We start from the raw sequence: 18,316 nt of genomic DNA, 5'->3' as shown, positions 1-18,316 counted from the left end.
CCTATGAATTGTGTTTAAAGATAATCTTTACCATTAGATATATCCAGCGTAAAACACCATACAGCAAGTAAAAGAGCATAAACGCGCTTAATACTTCCAAAGGGCGAACAAAAACAAGTAGCAAAAAAATGAGTAGTAAAATAAAGAGTTTTAAATTCCATTTGATTTTTTTAAAATTAGGATAGCGGATATTGCTCACCATAAGCACTCCTAATAAGACAATATAGCCTAAGAAAAACTTTATCCATAATTCTTCTAAAAAGTGGTATTTATTATCTAGTAACACTCCAAGCACCACTAATACCGCTGCTGCTGGAATAGGAATGCCTATGAAAGAGTAGGGGTCGCTAGTGCTAGTGCTGATGTTAAATCGTGCCAATCTAATAGCTCCAAAAATCACAAATAACGCACTCACTGCCATACCAATACGCCCAAAATTATGCCCCATATAAAAATAGGCAATCATACTAGGGGCTACTCCAAATGCCACTACATCAGCGAGTGAGTCAAATTCCACGCCAAATTTGCTAGTGGTGTTGGTTAGTCGTGCTACACGCCCATCAAGTCCGTCTAAAATGAGACTTGCTACAACAAGCCAACATGCCATAACAAATTGTTGATCAGAGGCATAGAACATGCTCATCACGCCTAAAAAAATACTACTAGCCGTAAAAAGGTTAGGAAACAAATAAAGGGGCTTAATAGGCATAAAAAAGCCCTTTTTTAATTTCAAATAGGCGTAATGAAAGCATGCAAAATCGCTTTTGTCCTAGCATTTTATCCTGCATGCTCTTCTAGTGGAACTAAGCGACTTTCTAAATTATTAGCCACTTCATAATCGCCAATAATTTCTCGCACTCTCTCACCGGTAATGACTTCTTTATCAAAGAGTTCTTTGACCATGATTTCAATCGCTTCTTTATAATCGCTCAAAGTTTGCTTGACATGGTTATAGCGTTCATCTAAGAGATTTTTAATAAAATTATCCATTTCTTCAGCGGTCTTTTCGCTAAACTCTCTAGATGAGCCAAAGCCACCACCTAAAAAGGCATTGCGTTGTTTTTCTAAGACCATAAGCCCACTGACACTACTCATGCCATAATAACTTACCATGCCCTTGATAATATCTGTCGCTCTCTCTAAGTCATTGCTCGCACCGGTAGAAATCTCTTCTAAAAAGACATCTTCAGCCGCTCTTCCGCCTAAAAGCACATCAATTTCAGCGATTAACTCATGCTTTTGCATTAAGTATTTGTTTTCTTCGGGTGTGTTGAGAGTGTAGCCTAAAGCTGCCATGCCCCTTGGAATGATAGAGACTTTATTTACTCTCGCACTGCCTTTAGTCATTTCAGAAATCACGGCATGTCCGCTTTCATGGTAAGCTACGATTTTCTTTTCTTTAGGGCTAATTCTTCGGCTTTTCTTTTCTAATCCAGCAATACCTCTTTCAACAGCCTCTTTCAAGTGGATTTGCTTAACCTCTTTTTGGTTATTTCTACCGGCTAAGAGTGCTGCCTCATTGATGATATTAGCTAAATCTGCTCCAGCAAGTCCTGCAGTAAGCTTAGCAACTTCTTGCAAGTCTACATCGTTGGCAAGTTTTACGCCCTTAATATGCACTTTTAAAATTTCTACCCTACCATTAAAATCAGGTTTATCCACTAGAACTTGTCTATCAAAGCGTCCCGGACGCATTAAGGCAGGATCTAAAATTTCGGGGCGGTTGGTTGCGGCTAGGACAATTACGGGGGCATTTTCACTCCCAAAGCCATCCATTTCTGCTAAAAGCTGGTTTAAAGTCTGCTCTCTTTCATCATTCCCACTCACTACGCCCCCAGCAGCTCTGCTCTTGCCTATGGCATCAATTTCATCAATAAAAATAATGCTAGGAGCTTCTTTTTTAGCGATTTCAAATAAATCTCTAACTCTACTAGCCCCTAAGCCTACAAACATTTCTATAAAACTACTGCCCCCCATAGAGAAAAACGGCACGCTCGCCTCACCGGCTACTGCTTTAGCTAAGAGGGTTTTTCCGGTTCCCGGAGGCCCTACTAATAGCACGCCCTTAGGAATTTTAGCCCCCAAACTCGCATAACGCTCGGGGTATTTTAAAAAATCTACGATTTCTACCACTTCTTCTTTGGCTTCTTCATTGCCTGCCATATCATTAAAACGCACTTTGGGTTTTTCAGCGTTAATGAGCTTTTTAGCACCACCCATGCCAAAAATACCTCCGCCCATATTTTTTTGCATGCGATTTGCCATAAACATCCATAGGCCTAAAATAACTAATACCGGCATAAGCCACCCTAGCATGTCAGTGAAAAAATTAGACTCGCTAAAACCGGAATAATTGATTTTCTTTTCATCTAAGAGAGGCACTAAGGTTAAGTCCGGCACTCGTTTAGCGACATAAATGATATGCGTGTTACCTTCTTTGTGGCTTGCCTTAATGAGAGTTTGACCAATGCTTACATTTTCTACTTCTTTGTTTTCAATAAGTTGCTTGATTTCATGGTAGCTCACATTTTTAGTGCTAGAGGATAAAAAATGTTCGCCAAAACCACTTTCAGTGCTATTGAAAGAACGCAAAAATAATACTAATAAGATACCACAAAGGACAATCAACACAATAGGGTTTTGCAAAAATGGTTTTTTAGGTTCGTTAGTTGGTTTCATTAAGGTCCTTAATTGTTTTGTTTTTTAAGCAGTTTTAGAGCTACCCATTCATTACGCTTTTGCTGTTCTAAAATCTCAAAATCTCGATAAACTCGCAATACGGAGTCTAAATGGGTTTCTAAAATCCCTGATATAATAAGAATATTATCACAAAGGCGTAAAAATTCGCTATGCAAGCTTTTAATTACATCAGCAACAATGTTAGCAACGACTATATCAAAAGTTTCATCAATATGTTGGGTAGAACCTTGAAAGATTTTATCTTGTTTATTTAGCGCTAATTGGTTTAAAGAGATGTTTTGCAAAGTCGCTTGAATAGCAAGCTCATCTGTATCGCAAGACATGAGAGACTTTATGCCTTGCTTTTTCATCGCTATGCTTAAAATCCCACTCCCACAGCCCACATCTAAGGCTTTTTTATCCTTTAAATCAAGTTTAGCGAGCAATTCTAAGCACATAGAAGTGCTTTCGTGATGACCTGAACCAAAAGCAAGCCCCGGATTGATTAAAATATCGTAATCTGTTGGAATATCACTTGGCTTTGCATGCCAACTAGGGCGGATATGAAACTTCCCACATTGCACCGGCAAAACACTCTGCTCATAAGTTTCTAGCCAATCTTTATTAGGAAGTTTTTGAGTGAGATAATGAAAGTTAAAATCTTTTTTCAAGTGTTGCTTAAGTGTTAAGCAAAAGTGCTTTAGTTTAGGTAGTAGCGAAAGATTAGGGTCTTGTTCAAGTCGCACGACTATAAAGGTTTCTTTCAATAAATCATTCACACAAAACATAAAATCGGTTGGAATATTTTGAGTAGAAAAATGTTCCCAATTTTGAGTTTTTAGAGCGTTAATGGTTTTTATTTCATTAAAAGCCTCTAAGGTTTTTAAATCAGTCTCTTCAAGGGCTAAATCAGCGGTTTGTGCGAGAAAGTCCATAAAGACTTCACGCTCTTCATAGAAAACAAAAAAAGTTTCAAAATACATCATAATCTAACAACATGATTTAAATCTTTAGTCATTTGTTCCTAAAACAACTTCTAGTTTTTCTTTTAAAACTTGTGGAGTAAAAGGCTTAACGATATAATTATTCACACCCGCTTTTAAGGCAGTGATAACTTCAGCCTTACCGCCCTCTGTAGTAATCATAATAATAGGAATTTCTTTAAATCTATCATCAGCACGCACTTTTTTAACTAAATCTAATCCATTCATTTCGGGCATATTCCAATCAGTAATTAGCACTTTAGTATCGGCATTGGCATCGAGTTTTTCCCAAGCCTCTACACCATGTTCAGCCTCTAAAATATCTTCATAGCCTAAGCGTGAAAGAGTGTTTTTGATGATTCTTCTCATGGTTGAACTGTCGTCTACTACTAGTAGTTTCAAAGCGTTTCTCCTCTTTATTGGCGTTTTAATTAGGTTTTCAATCAAACCTATTCAAAGCGTATTGACGCTTAATTTTGATAATTTTGGTTTATGATAATAGCATGTTTTAATTAAAAGTTATCTTGCTTGATTTGAGTATTTTTAAAGTTAAAGGCTCTTTATAAATGACTTAGCTTACCTTTAGGTTTTAGTTATAATAAGATTTATTAAAAAAATATAAGGCATGCCTAGCTATGATTTAAAGGGTTATTGAGTATGATTTGGCACAATATTGGCAAGCAAGAATTAAAAAAACAAGCATGCTTTTTAAATATTTTAATGGGCGTTATAGGCGTTCTTTTGTGTCAAATTTTAGGAGCAAAGAATTTAAGTTACATGTCTTCTTCTTATCAAGTGGGTATGGTGTTTATGCGTCCTCTTAATGAGAATAAATTGTTGCAGGGTGCATCGATTCTTTGGGGTTATGAGCTTAATCCTAAAAACGATTGGGCGTATTCTAGGTATTATGTGTTTGTAGATTATGGTAATGTGTTGTTTTCAAATAACTCCACTTTGCAAGCTAATATGTTCACTTATGGGGTAGGGGGGGATTTTATGGTAGCGTATAATAAAAATCCTATTAACCGCTGGGCTTTTTTCTTTGGGTTGCAATTAGCGGCTAACACTTGGATAATCAATCATAAAGTGCAGGATTTGATTGTTAACACTTGGAATTCGGTTAAAAGCTTTAATTTTCATAACACCTATTTTAGAGCGATTGGGCAGTTTGGGGTGCAGTTTCGCACGATTGTTTTATACCATGATGTAGATGTGGAATTGGGCATGAAAATATTTCTAACCCCAGAAACTCGCAGTCCTTTTGAGCGGAGTTTTTTATTTTTTGTCTCGCATTCTTGGCATTTTTAGCAGTTTTAAGGAGAGTTGAATTGGAAATTTTACAAGCACAGATTAAGGGGGTAGACTATGAAGAGGGGGTGCGTGTAATAATGCCCTCAAATCTGTATGGTTGCACGCTAAAAAAGGGCGTGTTTGTAGGGCCATTTTGTGAGATTCAATCTCAAGTGGTAGTGGGGGAGTTTACACGCATTCAAAGCCATAGTTTTGTTTGCTCTCTAGTGAATATTGGAGTGCATTGTTTTATAGGGCATGGCGTGATGTTTATTAATGATTTGTTTGAAAATGGGTATCCTAATAGCGATAAATCAAAATGGAAAAGCACTTTTATAGGTAATCATGTCAGCATTGGCTCTAACGCTACTATTTTGCCGGTTAGAATCTGTGATGGTGTGGTTATTGGGGCAGGGAGTGTGGTAACTAAAGATATTGAAATTAAAGGCGTTTATGCAGGAAATCCAGCACGCCTTATTAGAGAGCTTTAAAAATCATTGTGAAAAAAGTAGCGCTTTTAGGGTATGGCTATTGGGGTAAGAACTTAGCAAGAAGTGTTATCAAAACTGAGTTTTTTGAATTGGTAGGAATTTTAGATAACGCTCTTTTAGCAAGAGAACAAGCTAAAAAAGATTATCCTTGTGTGAAGATATATCATTCTTTAGAAGAATTGTTATTGGATAAAGAAATAGAAGTAATTCTTATTGCCACTCCAGCCAACACGCATGCAAGTCTTGTAAAGCAATGTTTGAAAGCTAGTAAGCATGTGTTTGTGGAAAAACCTTTAAGTTTTAATTATATCCACGCTCTTAAACTCTATGAGCTTGCTAAAGAATATCGCTTGATATTATTTTGTGATTATACATTCACTTATTCTAATGCGGTGCGTTGGCTTAAAAAACACATGCACGAACTAGGAGAGATAAAAAGTATCACAAGCGAGCGGTTGAATTTTGGGATTTTTAGGCAAGATTGTGATGTCTTATGGGATTTGGCTTTGCATGATATAAGTATTTTAAATTATCTTTTAGGGGATTTACTATTAGAAAAAGTGAGCGTTGCTAAAATGTGCCAAACTAACGCTCAAGCGTTTGTAATAGGGAGCTATAAACAAGTTTTTATCAATATTTGTGTGTCTTGGTTGCATGAAAAAAAGGTGCGTAAAATGGTGCTAATTGGCGAGCAAAAAAGCGTTATTTATGAGGATACAAGCCAAACGCCTATTTTGGTGTATGACACTTGTAAGCCTAGTTTGAAAGCCCCTAAATTTTATGTTCCTAAACTTGAAAAAACCCTGTCCTTAGATAATGCTTTAAAAGCTTTTTATCAAAATATTAAGCAAGGTGGGATTGAAACTTGGCAAAAAGAAAATGTTCTTCAAACGATAGCAATACTAGAAAAGGCAGAAATTCTAGCTAAAGGATAATGGCGGAGAGAGAGGGATTCGAACCCTCGAAGGCTTGCACCTTACACGCGTTCCAGGCGTGCTCCTTCAACCACTCGGACATCTCCCCATTTGTTAAACAAGGGGGTTATTATAACTAAGATTTGTTTAAAAAGGGCTTATTCTAAAAAAAGTAAATCTTTAGAAATGACACCATCAATTTGGGTGTTAGCGCAAATCTGCCATAACTCTGTATTGTCTAAATCCATAGAAAATAAAATTTTGCTATCCAGTAAGTAATTAGTAGCGTATTGTTGAGCGATAATAGCTTGTTCAATATTACTAAAGATACAATATTGCACTTTAAAGGCGGTGAATAAAAAAAATGTATCAATCTCTAGGGGTTCTTTGTGCGATAAAAAGATTACGCTAAAATTCACGCTATTTTCAAAGCAATATTTGGCTAGGCTTAAATTTGTTTTATGGGCTTTAAAATACACTATATCATTATTAGTAGTAGAACAAATATCATCAATGTTTTTTATGGAAATAAAATTAGCGCTAGGAATTAAGGGGTGTCCCAAGATGAGCATGTTTATCCTTTAAAAGTAGTTTTTTAAGAATTACATCTAAGTTATAGACTTTGACTTAATTGATATATTTTTATAGGGGATAAAAATATATTATCCCTTGTCATTCAAGCAAGCCTCGCTACAATAAGCCGTTGCCCCACTATAAATAGCGTCTTTGCTAGAGACATAGGTTTGGCATTTAGAACAACTAATCATGTGTTCTTCTAGCTCTTTAGTGGTTTGCTCTTTGTAAGAATGGTTGTTTTTAAGGGGTTTTTGTTTAAAAAACAAACGCCATATAACCCACACAATAAGAAGCAATGGGACTAAAATTCTTAACATAAACTTTCCTTTGATTTGTAAAAATAAATGCGTTTTTCATAAACAAAGCATTCAGTGTCTTTGCAAGCAATTTCATCTTTTAATTGCTCGCCTTTATAGAATAAGAAATACCCCTTATTTTCAAGTAAATGCTGGCTTTTTTCTATCAAAAAAGAAGAGCTTGCGACAGCCCTAGATGTGATTAAATCTACTTTTAGGGGATTTTTATAATCTTCCAAACGCTTTTTAATAATTTCAATATTTTCTAAGGGTAAAACGCTTTTAAGATAGTTTAAAAAAGCTACTCTTTTAACTCTAGGTTCTAAAAGAATGAATTGTGTGTTAGGTTTTTCTAGGGCTAAAGGAATGGCAGGTAAGCCTGCCCCACTTCCTATATCCAAGCAAGTTTTAAAATCTTTAATAAACTCTAAAGGCTTTAGGGCGTCTAAAATTTGGGGTTCTAACTCGCTTAAATTTCTTGCCCCACTTAAGTTATGCGTCTTATTCCATTCTAAAAGAATATTAGCGTAGGCTTGTAATAAAGGGTTCATAAAATCAGCATTCCATCGCCATAAGAATAGAAACGATATTTATTTTCTATAGCTATAGAATAGATTTCTTTAGCTTTTTCTAAGCCTATCAAGGCACTTACGAGCATTAAAAGGCTGGATTTTGGTAAATGAAAATTAGTGAGTAAGTAATTGACATGCTTAATAGGATTAGCTAAATGTAAGAAAATATCGCATTCAAAAGTTTCTTGTTTAGGGTCTTCTAAGCGTTTGAAATATTCCACGCTTCTTAAAGCGGTCGTGCCGATACATAAAATCTCTTTTTCTTCTTGTAGAATTTTTTGACTATTTTTAGAGATTTGTAAAATTTCTGTATGGATTTTATGCTCCCTAATATCTTTGGTTTCTATACTAGAAAAAGTTCCAGCCCCCACATGCAAGGTTAAAAAAGTGTGCTTGAAGTTTTTTTGTAAAGTTTCTAAGCAGTTTTTAGAAAAATGTAATGACGCCGTAGGGGCAGCAATCGCTCCAGAATGTTTAGCAAACACGCTTTGGTATTCATTCAAATCCAAATTTTCATCAGCCCTTTTAATATAGGGGGGTAAGGGCATATGCCCATGTTGTTCTAAAAGCCTTAAGATACTAACTTCTTCTAAAGGGTTATTGTTTTCATAAAAAGCGATTAAGCGTTGTCCGTTATTGAGTAATTCTAAGACTTCAGCGTGGTTATTTAAATCAAAAAAGATTCTAGTGCCTGCTTTTACTTTACCCTTAATTTGAGTTAGAGCGATATTGTCTTTAATAAAGCGGTGGAAAAACACTTCGGTGGTTTTTAAATGAGAAAATGTGTGCTTAGCTCCAAAAAGCCTAGCTTTAATCACTTTAGTATCATTTAATACAATAAGAGCGTTTTTGGGGAAAAAGTCTAAAACATGTTCAAAAGTAGTGTGCGTAATTTTTTGCGAATGCCTTTCATATACAAGCAATTTAGCCTTTTCTTTAGGTAGAATAGGATAGTTTGCAATCAACTCCTTAGGCAAGTTATAATCATAGCTTTCTAAATCAAATTCTCTCAATTATCACTCGCTTTTTCTTCATTTTCTTCAGCTTCACTCTCTTCATCTTTTGGAGCAGGATTGACAAATTTTGCAATTAAAATAGAAAGCCCATAAAGTCCTACTAAAGGCAACGCCATAAAAATTTGACTCACCACATCAGGGGGAGTGATAATAGCCGCTACAATGAAAATCACTACAATAGCGTATTTAAAATATGCCTTTAAACTTGCATCAGTAATCAAGCCTACCTTAGCTAAGAAATACGCCAAAACAGGTAATTCAAACGCTATGCCAAAACCTAAAATCAAGCGGGTAAAAAAGCTCACATAACTAGATGCAGAAATGTTAGCAGCAAATACATCGCTTCCAAAAGTAGCCAAGTATTCAATAATAAAAGGAAACACTACATAGTAGGAAAAACTAGCTCCGATTAAAAACATAGCACTCCCAAAAAACACGAAAGGCAGAATCACTTTTTTTTCATTTTTATAAAGCCCCGGAGCGATAAAGAGCCATAATTGCCAAAAAATAATGGGCATAGAAATGACAAGTGCAGCCGAAAAGCTTATTTTAATCGCTACCATAACCCCTTCAATGGGGGAGAGCTGAATGAGTGTGCCTTTATAAGAATCCTTGATAAATTCAAAAATATTTTTCCAAAAATGAAAACACCCTAAAAACGCCACTAAAAGCGTTCCTACAGAAATCATTAAACGCTTTCTTAAATCCTGTAAATGCGGTTTTAAATCTTCAAACATGCTCTTTTTCTTTGTCGGATTTTTCTGTATTGTTGTTAGCAATTAACTCTGTTTCTTTAAAAGGCTCATCGCTTGAAACTTCTTCATTTAAGTTACTAAGAAGCTTGTCTTTTTCTAAGCTATATTCATAATCTTGCATTAAATCTTGAACGCTTTTAATCTCATTTTCCACACTCATTCTAGCGTCTTCTAATTCCTCAATCCTAATACCTTTAGAAACGCCTTCAAGATTATTTTCAAAGAGTTTTTGATATTCTAAGGTCTCTTTTTTTAGTTCTTCAATATTGATTTCTTTATCCAAAGTGTCCTTAGCGTCATTGAGCGTTTTTTTCACAGCACGAAAAAACTTCGCAATATCTATAATAGCCTGGGGGAATTTTTCTGGCCCTAAAAAAATAATCGCTACAATCACCACAACAAGGATTTCAAAAATGCCCATGCCAAACATAGTAATTTATTTTCACACCCTTATACTAGAAATTTTATTGTTATTGTAGTGTAATTTTCTTTCTAAACAAGATTAAAAAGTAAAAGTTTGAAATTAAAGGGGTTTAAGATTGAAGTTTTTTATGATAGAATGCAACTAATGTCCTTTAAGCTCATGGAGGGTAAGCATATCTGGTGTATGCCGTGGGCTTCAAACCCATAGAGTGCCTAGATGTCTAGGTGCTGAGAAGTTCGATTCTTCTACCCTCTCGCCATTTTTTAAAACTAATAAAATCAGCCTTATAAAATCAGTAACTTTTCATCATTGAGTTGTAGCAATTCTGTGCTATTTTCTACCTTTTCTATAAAATCGTTAATGGCGTAATAAGGTATATTGATTTTATCGTTCTTAAATTTAGCAAATCTTGCATATTCCTTAGCGTCGTTGTGGATATTTGGAGCTACAAAGACACTAAACTTTTCTTTATGATTAGCACTATTTTTAATCAATTCTTTTAAATGTCTTTCAATGGGTATCATTTCTAAGGTGCTTTGACTTCTATCTCTAATCAAACTCACTTCTATATAACTCTCAGCTTTTGTATCTATAGCGATAATATCAGCCTTGTTTTTACTTGCTGTAAATATGGGTAGTCCTTCATCATCGCTCTTATAGTTTGGTATCACGCTTAAATTTTTAAAACTTTGTGTTAAGAAAATGGCTGTTAAAAATTCCAAGCGTAAAGGTTTGTCAATGAGTCTTAAGAAACTATCTTTTGACTCTTTTTGCTTGTTGCAAGTAATAAGCAATTCTTGTTTTACGAAATCTTTAGAATAAGTTGTAGCTAGTTCGTTTAATTTGTTTGATTTAATATTTTCATCAACGCTAATTTTAGTGGTGCCAAGCAGAAATTTATCCACACTTGCCATGTAATTAAAAAAGCAAACTTGTTAGCTTGGCTATCATCTAAATAATTATTTTTAAAAGCGTTATTTGTTTGTAAAATATAATTTATTTTCTCTATTTCATTCGTGTTAATGTCAATAAACCTGCCATTGCCACGCAACGAGATAAGTCCAGTAATACGCATTTTCCTAATGTATTCATCAACGGCTTCGTTAGTGATTTGACTCATTTTGAATCGTATTTTATTATCGCTTTCTAAAAGCTCTAAGCATTTTTCATAGATAAATTCATCTGAATAACTAAAATTTGTTTTATTGATAGCAACAATTTCTTGCCTTAAAGCAGTAATATAGTCATAAAGCTCATTAGCATTATTGTTTCGCCAACAAAGTAAAATAGGAATTTCTTTGATACATAGGGGGGTTAAATTTGTATTTTTGAGTTTAACTAAGAGTGAGAGCAATAACTTGAAAGGGTTATTATGGTTTAAGTTCTTTTTATAAGGGTTTCCTACTTCATATTTAGATAGAGCGTTTAAAAATATAGCCCCAACTACGCTTTCATCAACGCTTTCTTTAAAGGCGTTGTTTTTTCTATCGTAATAAGCACTAATAAGCCTTTTAGCACTATCACTGATTAAAATCTTTTCATTCTTAATATAGTAACAAAACCCAAACTCACACATGAGTTTGAACCAAGTATCAAAACGGCTTTCCCACCCATATTCAAAACCTTTTTCTTTGTGTTTTTGTGGGGATATTTTTATGATGTGTTCTAGTTCTTCATTGCTCAAAACATATTCATTAGAGTCAAATTTTTCTCTCAATGTTTCATTATAATGAATAGAAGTAGGTCTATAAAGCCTATGAGCTAAAACAGATTTGACAATTTGTATAATCGTTGAAGAGCTAAGGATTTCATTTTCAAACTTTTCTAAGATAGCTAAAAATTGCCCTATCCTTTTAGGGTTTCGCATGGTAGTTGAAAAGCTTAAAATTTTTCGTGTTATTTTTCTAGTCATATTTGATTACCTATAATTAGTTACAAAGATTTCTTTACTATCTTCTTTAATGGTATTGTCATTAAAACTGATATAATTACTTTTGATATTAAAAATATAATATTTTTTAGCCCACTCTTTTAAAATAGAATTAGTCTCTCCTTTATGACAAACTAAGTTAGTGAGACCAAATTTAACTCCCTTTTTATCTAAGCTATCTATTATGCCATATAAGGCTATCTCATTATCGCTATCCCATAGTTTGTTGTATTCGCTATTTGAGATTAAATAAGGGGGGTCAAAATACACATAATCATCTTTTAAATAAGTGATAGATTTAAGAAAATCAATATAATCGGTGTTGCTAAACATAATGGTGTTTTGTTGTATAAAATTTATGTAGTTTTTTAGGGCGTTATAAACATTTTCATTAAAATCCACATTACCCACAGGCAAGTTAAAAAGCCCCTTAGAATTAAATCTAATCATATGGTTAAACCCATAAATTAAAAGCAAGTATAAATAAAGCATGTTATTTTGATTAGAGTTAAAATCAGCCCTTAGTTTTTCATAAGCTGTTTTATTGAACTTAGCATAATAGGTTTTTATATATTGTTTTTTTAAGGCATTAGGGGCTGTAATGCCTTTAAGAGAAAACGATAAGCCATAATGAGTGATAATCCTAGATAATGCATCAAAAAGTTCACAAGTATTGAACCGGCTTAAAGTTTTATGTAAATTGATAATATGAATATCTATGTCATTAGCTAAATATCTTTTAGCCTTAGTGTTTAAAAACACGCTACCCCCACCTACAAAGGGTTCAATGAATTGATTAATATTATTTGGAAATAATTTATTGAGTTGTGGCATGAGCTTGTATTTATCCCCTACATAGAAAAAGGGCGAACGAATAGGCTTATTCAAGGTTTCACTTCCACGATAAATAAAAATTCTTTATGTTCTTTAAAATCAGTTTTTCCTGAATTAAAAAAACTATGGGCTTTTTCTTTGACACTTAATTTTCCTTTTTGACTTAAAATATCTATTATATCTTCAAAGCTTATTTTATTTTGCGAAGAGCTAGATTTAGAATTGTAGGTATTGTTATAAGTTAAAGCGATTATCTTACAATCTAGCTTTTCAATCAAATCACTCAATTCTTTTTTGGCATTAGAGCGACAATACTCGCTCATATTCTCGCATTTTGGTTTTAAGGCTGTTCCATAAAGTTTGGGTTTTTTCCATTGCACTAAATTTTCATAGAGATGATAAAACCGACTATATTGTCTTGAATTATAGGGGGGGTCAATAAAGACTAAATCTGTTTTTAAAGTTTTAGCTAATATATTAGCGTTCTGTCTTTTTATTATAATATTCTTGTTATGTTTAATAGGGCTAATAAGCTCAAAAATGAATTTATCTTGCAAAATCTCTTTTTTTCTATACGCTTCATAATGCCCCACCGTGTTAGCGATTTTATCCATAGAATAAATGAGACTTATCAATAAAATATTCTTATTCAATGTGTCTAAATCCAAGTTTTCTATATGCTCTCTAATGCTGCCGATTTTTATACAATCGTTGTAGCTGAAAAATTTATCGCTAAAATGCTGGCTAAAATAATTTTCTTCTAACTTTAAAGCCTTGTTATAATATTCTTTTAATTCTTGTAAGCTTTTAAAATCAGCGTCTTGCCCTTTAAAAAAAGCATGATAAATTATTTCATTAGAAAATAAAATATCATTTAGAATAATACTTTTGATGTTAGAAATAGTGGCAAATTGACTAGCTACTACCCCACTTCCAGCAAAAATATCGCACACACTTTTGATATTATCTAATTTTAAATTTTTAAATACCCATTCTATGAGCTTTGCTTTTGAACCGATGTATCTTCTATTTTGTAGATTAAAAGTTTTCATAAGGGTTTGTGCTAATAAGTTAAAACAGACTTGGGGTAGAGTTGGTTATAGGGATTTTTAAAAGCGTGTAAGTTTTGGGTGTAGCAATTCTTCCTTTAGCGGTGCGCTCCAGATAACCATTAGCGAGTAAAAAAGGCTCTATCACATCTTCAATCGTGCTTTCATCTTCTCTCATAGATGCAGCAATTGTGCTTAAGCCTACCGGTCTTCCTTGAGCATTAGCTAACAAGGATAAATACATCAAATCTGCTTCATCAAAGCCTAATTCATTCACACCTAATTCATTTAAAGCATGCAAAGTGATGTTTAAATCCATTAAATTTGAATTTTTTACTAGAGCAAAATCACGCACCCTTTTTAAAAGCCTTAAAGCAATTCTAGGTGTACCTCTACTTCTTTTAGCAATTTCATTAGCGCTTTCTTCTTCTATGCTTTGATTAAGTTTTAATGCCGCCTTTTTAATAATCAAAGCTAGTTCGCTAGGGTCATAAAATTGCATTCTAAAACTCATGCCAAATCTATCTCTTAAAGGATTAGAGAGCATTCCAGCTCTAGTAGTAGCACCTATTAAAGTGAAAGGGGGTAAATCAATTTTAATGGTTTGAGCAGCTGGGCCTGAGCCTATGATAATATCTAATCTAAAGTCTTCCATAGCTGGGTATAAAATCTCTTCAATAGCAGGGCTAAGCCTATGGATTTCATCAATAAAAAGAATGTCCTTAGCTTGTAAGTTAGTGAGAATGGCGGCTAAATCACCGCTTTTTTCTATCATAGGAGCGGCGGTAATTTTGATATTAGTCTCCATTTCTTTAGCAATGATATGACTAATAGAAGTTTTACCCAAACCCGGTGGGCCAAAAAAGAGCATGTGGTCTAAACTTTCTTGGCGTTTTTTAGCCGCACAAATTGAAATTTGCAAGTTGCTCTTAATTTTTTCTTGACCGATATAATCTTCCCAAAGATTAGGGCGCAAACTCACTTCTTGAGAAGTTTCAAAATCTAGGGTTTCTAAATTGACTAGGCGTTCTTTCATTTAATTATAACTTTCTAACTCATTAGGAAAAACGCCATTTTTTACATCATCAGCGTATTGTTTGATAGCTTTTTGAACCAACTCTTTTCCATTAAGATACTCGCGCACAAATTTGGGTTTAAAACTATCAAAAAAACCTAGCATATCGCTCCACACTAAAATCTGCCCATCACAATCTTTGCCACTTCCTATGCCAATAGTGGGGATTTTAACTTTTTGAGTGATTTCTTTTGCAATAGGAGTTGTAATGCCTTCTAAAACAAGCAATCCTACTCCAGCTTCTTCTAGGCTTAAAGCGTCTTCTAAAAGCTTTTTCTTTTGTTCTTCGTTTTTACCTTTAATTTTATAGCCCCCATCAAGACGCACAAATTGGGGCATTAAGCCGATGTGTCCTACCACAATAATGCCTTCGTTTGTGAGCGTTTTAATCAAGCTTGCTTTTTCTTTGCCCCCTTCTAATTTAATCGCATCAGCTTGAGTTTCTTTATAAACTTTAATAGCATTTTTTAGGGCTGTTTTTTCATCCTTATAGCTTCCAAAGGGCATATCTGTGATGATAAAAGGAGCTTTAGCACCTACACACACCGCTTTGGTGTGATAGAGCATCATATCCATATTCGCACTTAAAGTGTCATTTTTACCTAAAAAACTCATATTTAAGCTATCGCCAACTAAAATCACATCTACTAGAGAATCAAACATTTTGGCAAATAACGCATCATAAGCTGTAATGGCGGTAATTTTTTCCTTGTTTTTTTTGGCTTGAAGAGTGTTTAGAGTGATTTTTTTTGTTTGGGCAGTTTGCATACTCATTTTTTAAAAATCCTATTTTTGGTATCAAATATGGTTGCATTGTAGCATGACTTTGATACGACTAGAAATATTTACTTTTTTAAAGGGCTTTCTTTGGGAGTTCAAATATTTTTTTAGTATAATTAAAGGTAAATTTTTAGATTAAAACAAGAGGGATAGTTTAAATTTTGGGTTTAGATAGACAAAGAATTTTAGTGCTTTTTGTAGGGCTGTACATGCAGTTGAACGCACTTGATTATGATACCCTAGACCCAAAATACTACAAATATATCAAATATTATAAAGCCTATGAAGACAAAGAAGTTGAAGAATTAATTAGGGATTTAAAGCGAGCGAATGCTAAAAGTGGGCTAATCTTAGGGGTGAATACTGGGTTTTTTTATAACCATAAAGTCATGCTTAAAACAAATAGCTCCAACATTACAGGCAATATTTTGAATTATTTATTCGCTTATGGCTTAAGATTTGGCTATCAAACTTTTAAGCCCTCATTTTTTGCGCGTTTGGTTAAGCCAAATATCATCGGTAGGCGTGTGTATATTCAATATTATGGAGGAGCACCTAAGAAAGCACCTTTTGGAAGTGTAGGATTTCAATCAGTTATGATTAATGGGGATTTTTTATTGGATATTCCTCTACCTTTTGTGGGAAAATATTTATACATGGGGGGCTATTTAGGGCTTGGGCTTGGAGTGATTGCACAAGGAGCGAATTATAATGCAGAATGGGGTATGGCTTTTAATACGGGATTGGCTTTCACGGTTTTAGAAAAAAATCGCATTGAATTTGAATTTAAAGTGATGAATAACTTTCCTTTTTTGCATGCTAACCCCTCAAGTCAAACTTGGTGGGGAGCGTTAGCTAGTATTGGGTATCAGTATGTATTTTAAGCTATTGAGATTGGTTTTAATGTGGTGTAGTCTATGCTTTATAACACAGGCATTAGAAAATCAAAACACGCCTTTAATAGAAGAGATAAAACCCACGCACGAGACAGACACTCAAGCTGATGAAAACCAGCATGAACAATCAAACCTTCTTAAGGAAATCCAGCAAAAAAAACGCCGCTTATACATGCTAAGGGGTGAGCTTTACAAGCAAGAACAAGCTCTTTTAGGTCAAAATATGGCACAAAGAAAGAGTGGGTTTTTTGTAGGGGTATTGCTAGGTGAGATCGGCATTAAAGCACACCCTTATTACAGCACTCAAAAGTTAGGTAGGATTCAAGCTTATCCCTTATTATATGGGTTAAGGGGGGGGTATCAAAAATATTTTTCTAATGGGATTAGTGGGTTGCGTTTTTATGGGGAGTATTTAGGAGGGGGCATGCAAGGGTTTAAAAATAATTCTTTAGCCTCCTATCAAATCGCAAGCTTGAATTTAGATTTGATGATGGATAAGTCTATTGACAAGCAAAAGAAGTTCGCTTTAGGGATATTTGGGGGGATTGGAGTGGGTTGGAATGGAATTTATCAAAAAATGAAAGATGTCAAAGATTATTCGCAACCTAATGGGTTTAATTTGGTGTTAAACTTAGGGGTAACTATGACACTCAATCTCAAACACCGCTTTGAACTAGCTTTAAAAATGCCCTCATTAAAAGAGCCTAATTCAAAATTTTTATATTATTTTAAAAGCACGAATGTTTATTACATTAGTTATAATTATTTGCTATGAGGCTGATAATGGGTTTAATCAAACAGAAGTTAATGCTATGTGTGATATTGGCAGTAGGGCTTAAAGCCACAAGCTTGCAAGTTTTAAAAGATGAAAATAAGCAACTAGATGAAAAAATTCAAAGTTTAGAACAACAAATTTTAAATAAAGGTGCTTTTAAAAAAACTTTAAATAACGATGGTTTTGAAGAAGAATATATGCAACGCTCCCATGCAAAAGTCTCTTTGAAAAAAAGAAAAAAATTACTCAAACTATATTCTTTAGCAGAGAAGAAAAGCGGGGTGTTTTTAGGAGGTGGGTATGCTTATGGAGAGTTTAATCTGTCTTATCAAGGAGAAATGCTAGATAAATATGGAGCTAATGCCTCTAGCGTTTTCAAGGAGAATATACTCTTAAAAGCACCTGTTTCTATGATTAGCGCTAAATTTGGCTATCAAAAATACTTTGTGTCTTATTTTGGGACACGATTTTATGGGGATTTATTGCTTGGAGGAGGAACATTAAAAGAAACAAGCCTTAAGCAACAAATTGGCTCGTTTTTTTATGCTTTAGGAGCTGTAAATACAGATTTATTATTTGATATGCCCTTAGATTTTAAGGAGAAACAACATTTTTTGGGGGTTTATGCGGGGTTTGGCATAGGACTTATGCTTTATCAAGATAAGCCTAATCAGAATGCAAGAAACTTGATTATAAGAAATTTTACAAGTTCTAATATGCTATGGAAATCTCTTATTGAAGTGGATTATACTTTTAATGTGGGCGTGAGTTTAACTCTTTTTAGAAAGCACCGCTTAGAGATTGGCACTAAATTACCGATTAGCTATTTGAGAATGGGGGTAGAAGAGGGGGCGAGTTATCAGGGGACTATGGAAATAGATGGGAATAAGCAAGAAGAAAAACGCTTATTAATTTCGGCTAATAATAAGTTTAGGCGCTCAAGTTTTTTATTGGTAAATTATGCGTATATTTTTTAGGCTT

Annotated in this window: 20 protein-coding genes, 2 tRNA genes and 1 pseudogene; 7 read left to right on the top strand and 16 right to left on the bottom strand. The window is 34.2% G+C overall.

Going from position 1 to position 18,316, the window contains the following annotated elements:
- Position 1 precedes the first annotated feature (1 nt).
- The 4 genes from pssA to C6H25_RS05810 form a co-directional block, all read right to left on the bottom strand.
- Positions 2–709, bottom strand: coding sequence for a CDP-diacylglycerol--serine O-phosphatidyltransferase (gene pssA / locus C6H25_RS05825; RefSeq protein ID WP_104748575.1), 708 nt, complete (start codon positions 707–709; stop codon positions 2–4).
- 68 nt (positions 710–777) lie between these two features.
- Positions 778–2,679: an ATP-dependent zinc metalloprotease FtsH gene (ftsH, locus tag C6H25_RS05820; RefSeq protein ID WP_104748504.1), complete on the bottom strand. Its 1,902-nt coding sequence runs from the start codon at positions 2,677–2,679 to the stop codon at positions 778–780.
- Positions 2,680–2,687: 8 nt separating this feature from the next.
- On the bottom strand, positions 2,688–3,662 hold the full coding sequence (gene prmA / locus C6H25_RS05815; RefSeq protein WP_418904552.1) for a 50S ribosomal protein L11 methyltransferase: 975 nt from the start codon (positions 3,660–3,662) through the stop codon (positions 2,688–2,690).
- Between the two features lie 27 nt (positions 3,663–3,689).
- Positions 3,690–4,064 carry a chemotaxis response regulator CheY gene (locus C6H25_RS05810; RefSeq protein WP_014659753.1) on the bottom strand — a complete coding sequence of 125 codons (375 nt, stop codon included), beginning with the start codon at positions 4,062–4,064 and terminating at the stop codon, positions 3,690–3,692.
- Between the two features lie 255 nt (positions 4,065–4,319).
- On the opposite strand from C6H25_RS05810, the gene C6H25_RS05805 reads away from it, so the two are divergent.
- Genes C6H25_RS05805 through C6H25_RS05795 form a run of 3 tightly spaced genes read left to right on the top strand, consistent with a single transcriptional unit; the run spans position 4,320 to position 6,378 of the window.
- The gene (locus tag C6H25_RS05805) at positions 4,320–4,970 is read left to right on the top strand and encodes an outer membrane protein (RefSeq protein ID WP_104748502.1); all 651 of its coding nucleotides are present in this window, start codon (positions 4,320–4,322) and stop codon (positions 4,968–4,970) included.
- Positions 4,971–4,990: 20 nt separating this feature from the next.
- Positions 4,991–5,443, top strand: a complete 453-nt coding sequence (locus C6H25_RS05800; RefSeq protein WP_104748501.1) for an acyltransferase — start codon at positions 4,991–4,993, stop codon at positions 5,441–5,443.
- Positions 5,444–5,451: 8 nt separating this feature from the next.
- On the top strand, positions 5,452–6,378 hold the full coding sequence (locus C6H25_RS05795; RefSeq protein WP_158653889.1) for a Gfo/Idh/MocA family protein: 927 nt from the start codon (positions 5,452–5,454) through the stop codon (positions 6,376–6,378).
- On the opposite strand, the gene C6H25_RS05790 is transcribed toward C6H25_RS05795, so the two are convergent.
- From C6H25_RS05790 to tatB, 7 genes are all read right to left on the bottom strand, one after another.
- Positions 6,379–6,466 (bottom strand) — tRNA-Ser (locus C6H25_RS05790).
- A 49-nt stretch (positions 6,467–6,515) separates the two neighbouring features.
- Positions 6,516–6,929, bottom strand: a complete 414-nt coding sequence (locus C6H25_RS05785) for a hypothetical protein (protein WP_104748499.1) — start codon at positions 6,927–6,929, stop codon at positions 6,516–6,518.
- 90 nt (positions 6,930–7,019) lie between these two features.
- On the bottom strand, positions 7,020–7,250 hold the full coding sequence (locus tag C6H25_RS05780; protein WP_104748498.1) for a PP0621 family protein: 231 nt from the start codon (positions 7,248–7,250) through the stop codon (positions 7,020–7,022).
- Positions 7,244–7,780: a 16S rRNA (guanine(527)-N(7))-methyltransferase RsmG gene (rsmG, locus tag C6H25_RS05775; protein WP_104748497.1), complete on the bottom strand. Its 537-nt coding sequence runs from the start codon at positions 7,778–7,780 to the stop codon at positions 7,244–7,246. The genes C6H25_RS05780 and rsmG overlap by 7 nt, the downstream gene beginning before the upstream one ends.
- Entirely contained in the window at positions 7,777–8,814 is a 1,038-nt protein-coding gene (queA, locus tag C6H25_RS05770) for a tRNA preQ1(34) S-adenosylmethionine ribosyltransferase-isomerase QueA (RefSeq protein ID WP_104748496.1), read from the bottom strand. The genes rsmG and queA overlap by 4 nt, the downstream gene beginning before the upstream one ends.
- Entirely contained in the window at positions 8,811–9,554 is a 744-nt protein-coding gene (gene tatC / locus C6H25_RS05765) for a twin-arginine translocase subunit TatC (protein ID WP_104748495.1), read from the bottom strand. The genes queA and tatC overlap by 4 nt, the downstream gene beginning before the upstream one ends.
- Complete coding sequence (gene tatB, locus C6H25_RS05760) at positions 9,547–10,002, bottom strand: Sec-independent protein translocase protein TatB (RefSeq protein ID WP_104748494.1); 456 nt, start codon at positions 10,000–10,002, stop codon at positions 9,547–9,549. The genes tatC and tatB overlap by 8 nt, the downstream gene beginning before the upstream one ends.
- 155 nt (positions 10,003–10,157) lie before the next feature.
- Between tatB and C6H25_RS08605 the strand changes: the two genes are divergently transcribed.
- Positions 10,158–10,255 (top strand) — tRNA-Sec (locus C6H25_RS08605).
- A gap of 25 nt (positions 10,256–10,280) precedes the next feature.
- Here C6H25_RS08605 and C6H25_RS05755 read toward each other — a convergent pair.
- The 5 genes and pseudogenes from C6H25_RS05755 to panB all read right to left on the bottom strand — a co-directional run bounded on the left by C6H25_RS05755 (position 10,281) and on the right by panB (position 15,658).
- Positions 10,281–11,908, bottom strand: a pseudogene (locus C6H25_RS05755) (AlwI family type II restriction endonuclease).
- 6 nt (positions 11,909–11,914) lie between these two features.
- Positions 11,915–12,814, bottom strand: coding sequence for a Dam family site-specific DNA-(adenine-N6)-methyltransferase (locus C6H25_RS05750; RefSeq protein WP_104748493.1), 900 nt, complete (start codon positions 12,812–12,814; stop codon positions 11,915–11,917).
- On the bottom strand, positions 12,811–13,812 hold the full coding sequence (locus tag C6H25_RS05745; RefSeq protein ID WP_104748492.1) for a DNA adenine methylase: 1,002 nt from the start codon (positions 13,810–13,812) through the stop codon (positions 12,811–12,813). Before C6H25_RS05745 ends, C6H25_RS05750 begins: the two co-directional genes overlap by 4 nt.
- A 19-nt stretch (positions 13,813–13,831) precedes the next feature.
- Positions 13,832–14,845, bottom strand: coding sequence for a Holliday junction branch migration DNA helicase RuvB (gene ruvB, locus C6H25_RS05740; protein ID WP_104748491.1), 1,014 nt, complete (start codon positions 14,843–14,845; stop codon positions 13,832–13,834).
- Positions 14,846–15,658 carry a 3-methyl-2-oxobutanoate hydroxymethyltransferase gene (gene panB, locus C6H25_RS05735; RefSeq protein WP_104748490.1) on the bottom strand — a complete coding sequence of 271 codons (813 nt, stop codon included), beginning with the start codon at positions 15,656–15,658 and terminating at the stop codon, positions 14,846–14,848.
- 215 nt (positions 15,659–15,873) lie between these two features.
- Here panB and C6H25_RS05730 point away from each other — a divergent pair, with 215 nt between their 5' ends.
- Genes C6H25_RS05730 through C6H25_RS05720 form a run of 3 tightly spaced genes read left to right on the top strand, consistent with a single transcriptional unit; the run spans position 15,874 to position 18,312 of the window.
- Complete coding sequence (locus C6H25_RS05730) at positions 15,874–16,548, top strand: hypothetical protein (protein WP_104748574.1); 675 nt, start codon at positions 15,874–15,876, stop codon at positions 16,546–16,548.
- Positions 16,538–17,335, top strand: a complete 798-nt coding sequence (locus C6H25_RS05725; protein ID WP_104748489.1) for an outer membrane beta-barrel protein — start codon at positions 16,538–16,540, stop codon at positions 17,333–17,335. The genes C6H25_RS05730 and C6H25_RS05725 overlap by 11 nt, the downstream gene beginning before the upstream one ends.
- Positions 17,332–18,312, top strand: a complete 981-nt coding sequence (locus C6H25_RS05720; protein ID WP_199768947.1) for an outer membrane beta-barrel protein — start codon at positions 17,332–17,334, stop codon at positions 18,310–18,312. The genes C6H25_RS05725 and C6H25_RS05720 overlap by 4 nt, the downstream gene beginning before the upstream one ends.
- Positions 18,313–18,316: the final 4 nt, after the last annotated feature.

Source organism: Helicobacter cetorum (genome assembly GCF_900198405.1).
Taxonomy (GTDB): Bacteria; Campylobacterota; Campylobacteria; order Campylobacterales; family Helicobacteraceae; genus Helicobacter; species Helicobacter cetorum_C.
This window is presented reverse-complemented; position numbering and strand designations above follow the sequence as displayed.

Bases quoted from the DNA above. Each gene is read 5' to 3' on its own strand.
- tatB (WP_104748494.1), bottom strand. From the start codon at position 10,002: ATGTTTGGCATGGGCATTTTTGAAATCCTTGTTGTGGTGATTGTAGCG.
- panB (WP_104748490.1), bottom strand. From the start codon at position 15,658: ATGAGTATGCAAACTGCCCAAACAAAAAAAATCACTCTAAACACTCTT.
- C6H25_RS05805 (WP_104748502.1), top strand. From the start codon at position 4,320: ATGATTTGGCACAATATTGGCAAGCAAGAATTAAAAAAACAAGCATGC.
- tatC (WP_104748495.1), bottom strand. From the start codon at position 9,554: ATGTTTGAAGATTTAAAACCGCATTTACAGGATTTAAGAAAGCGTTTA.
- ruvB (WP_104748491.1), bottom strand. From the start codon at position 14,845: ATGAAAGAACGCCTAGTCAATTTAGAAACCCTAGATTTTGAAACTTCT.
- C6H25_RS05780 (WP_104748498.1), bottom strand. From the start codon at position 7,250: ATGTTAAGAATTTTAGTCCCATTGCTTCTTATTGTGTGGGTTATATGG.
- C6H25_RS05745 (WP_104748492.1), bottom strand. From the start codon at position 13,812: ATGAAAACTTTTAATCTACAAAATAGAAGATACATCGGTTCAAAAGCA.
- C6H25_RS05785 (WP_104748499.1), bottom strand. From the start codon at position 6,929: ATGCTCATCTTGGGACACCCCTTAATTCCTAGCGCTAATTTTATTTCC.
- C6H25_RS05720 (WP_199768947.1), top strand. From the start codon at position 17,332: ATGAGGCTGATAATGGGTTTAATCAAACAGAAGTTAATGCTATGTGTG.
- C6H25_RS05725 (WP_104748489.1), top strand. From the start codon at position 16,538: ATGTATTTTAAGCTATTGAGATTGGTTTTAATGTGGTGTAGTCTATGC.
- prmA (WP_418904552.1), bottom strand. From the start codon at position 3,662: ATGTATTTTGAAACTTTTTTTGTTTTCTATGAAGAGCGTGAAGTCTTT.
- rsmG (WP_104748497.1), bottom strand. From the start codon at position 7,780: ATGAACCCTTTATTACAAGCCTACGCTAATATTCTTTTAGAATGGAAT.
- C6H25_RS05730 (WP_104748574.1), top strand. From the start codon at position 15,874: ATGCAGTTGAACGCACTTGATTATGATACCCTAGACCCAAAATACTAC.
- pssA (WP_104748575.1), bottom strand. From the start codon at position 709: ATGCCTATTAAGCCCCTTTATTTGTTTCCTAACCTTTTTACGGCTAGT.
- ftsH (WP_104748504.1), bottom strand. From the start codon at position 2,679: ATGAAACCAACTAACGAACCTAAAAAACCATTTTTGCAAAACCCTATT.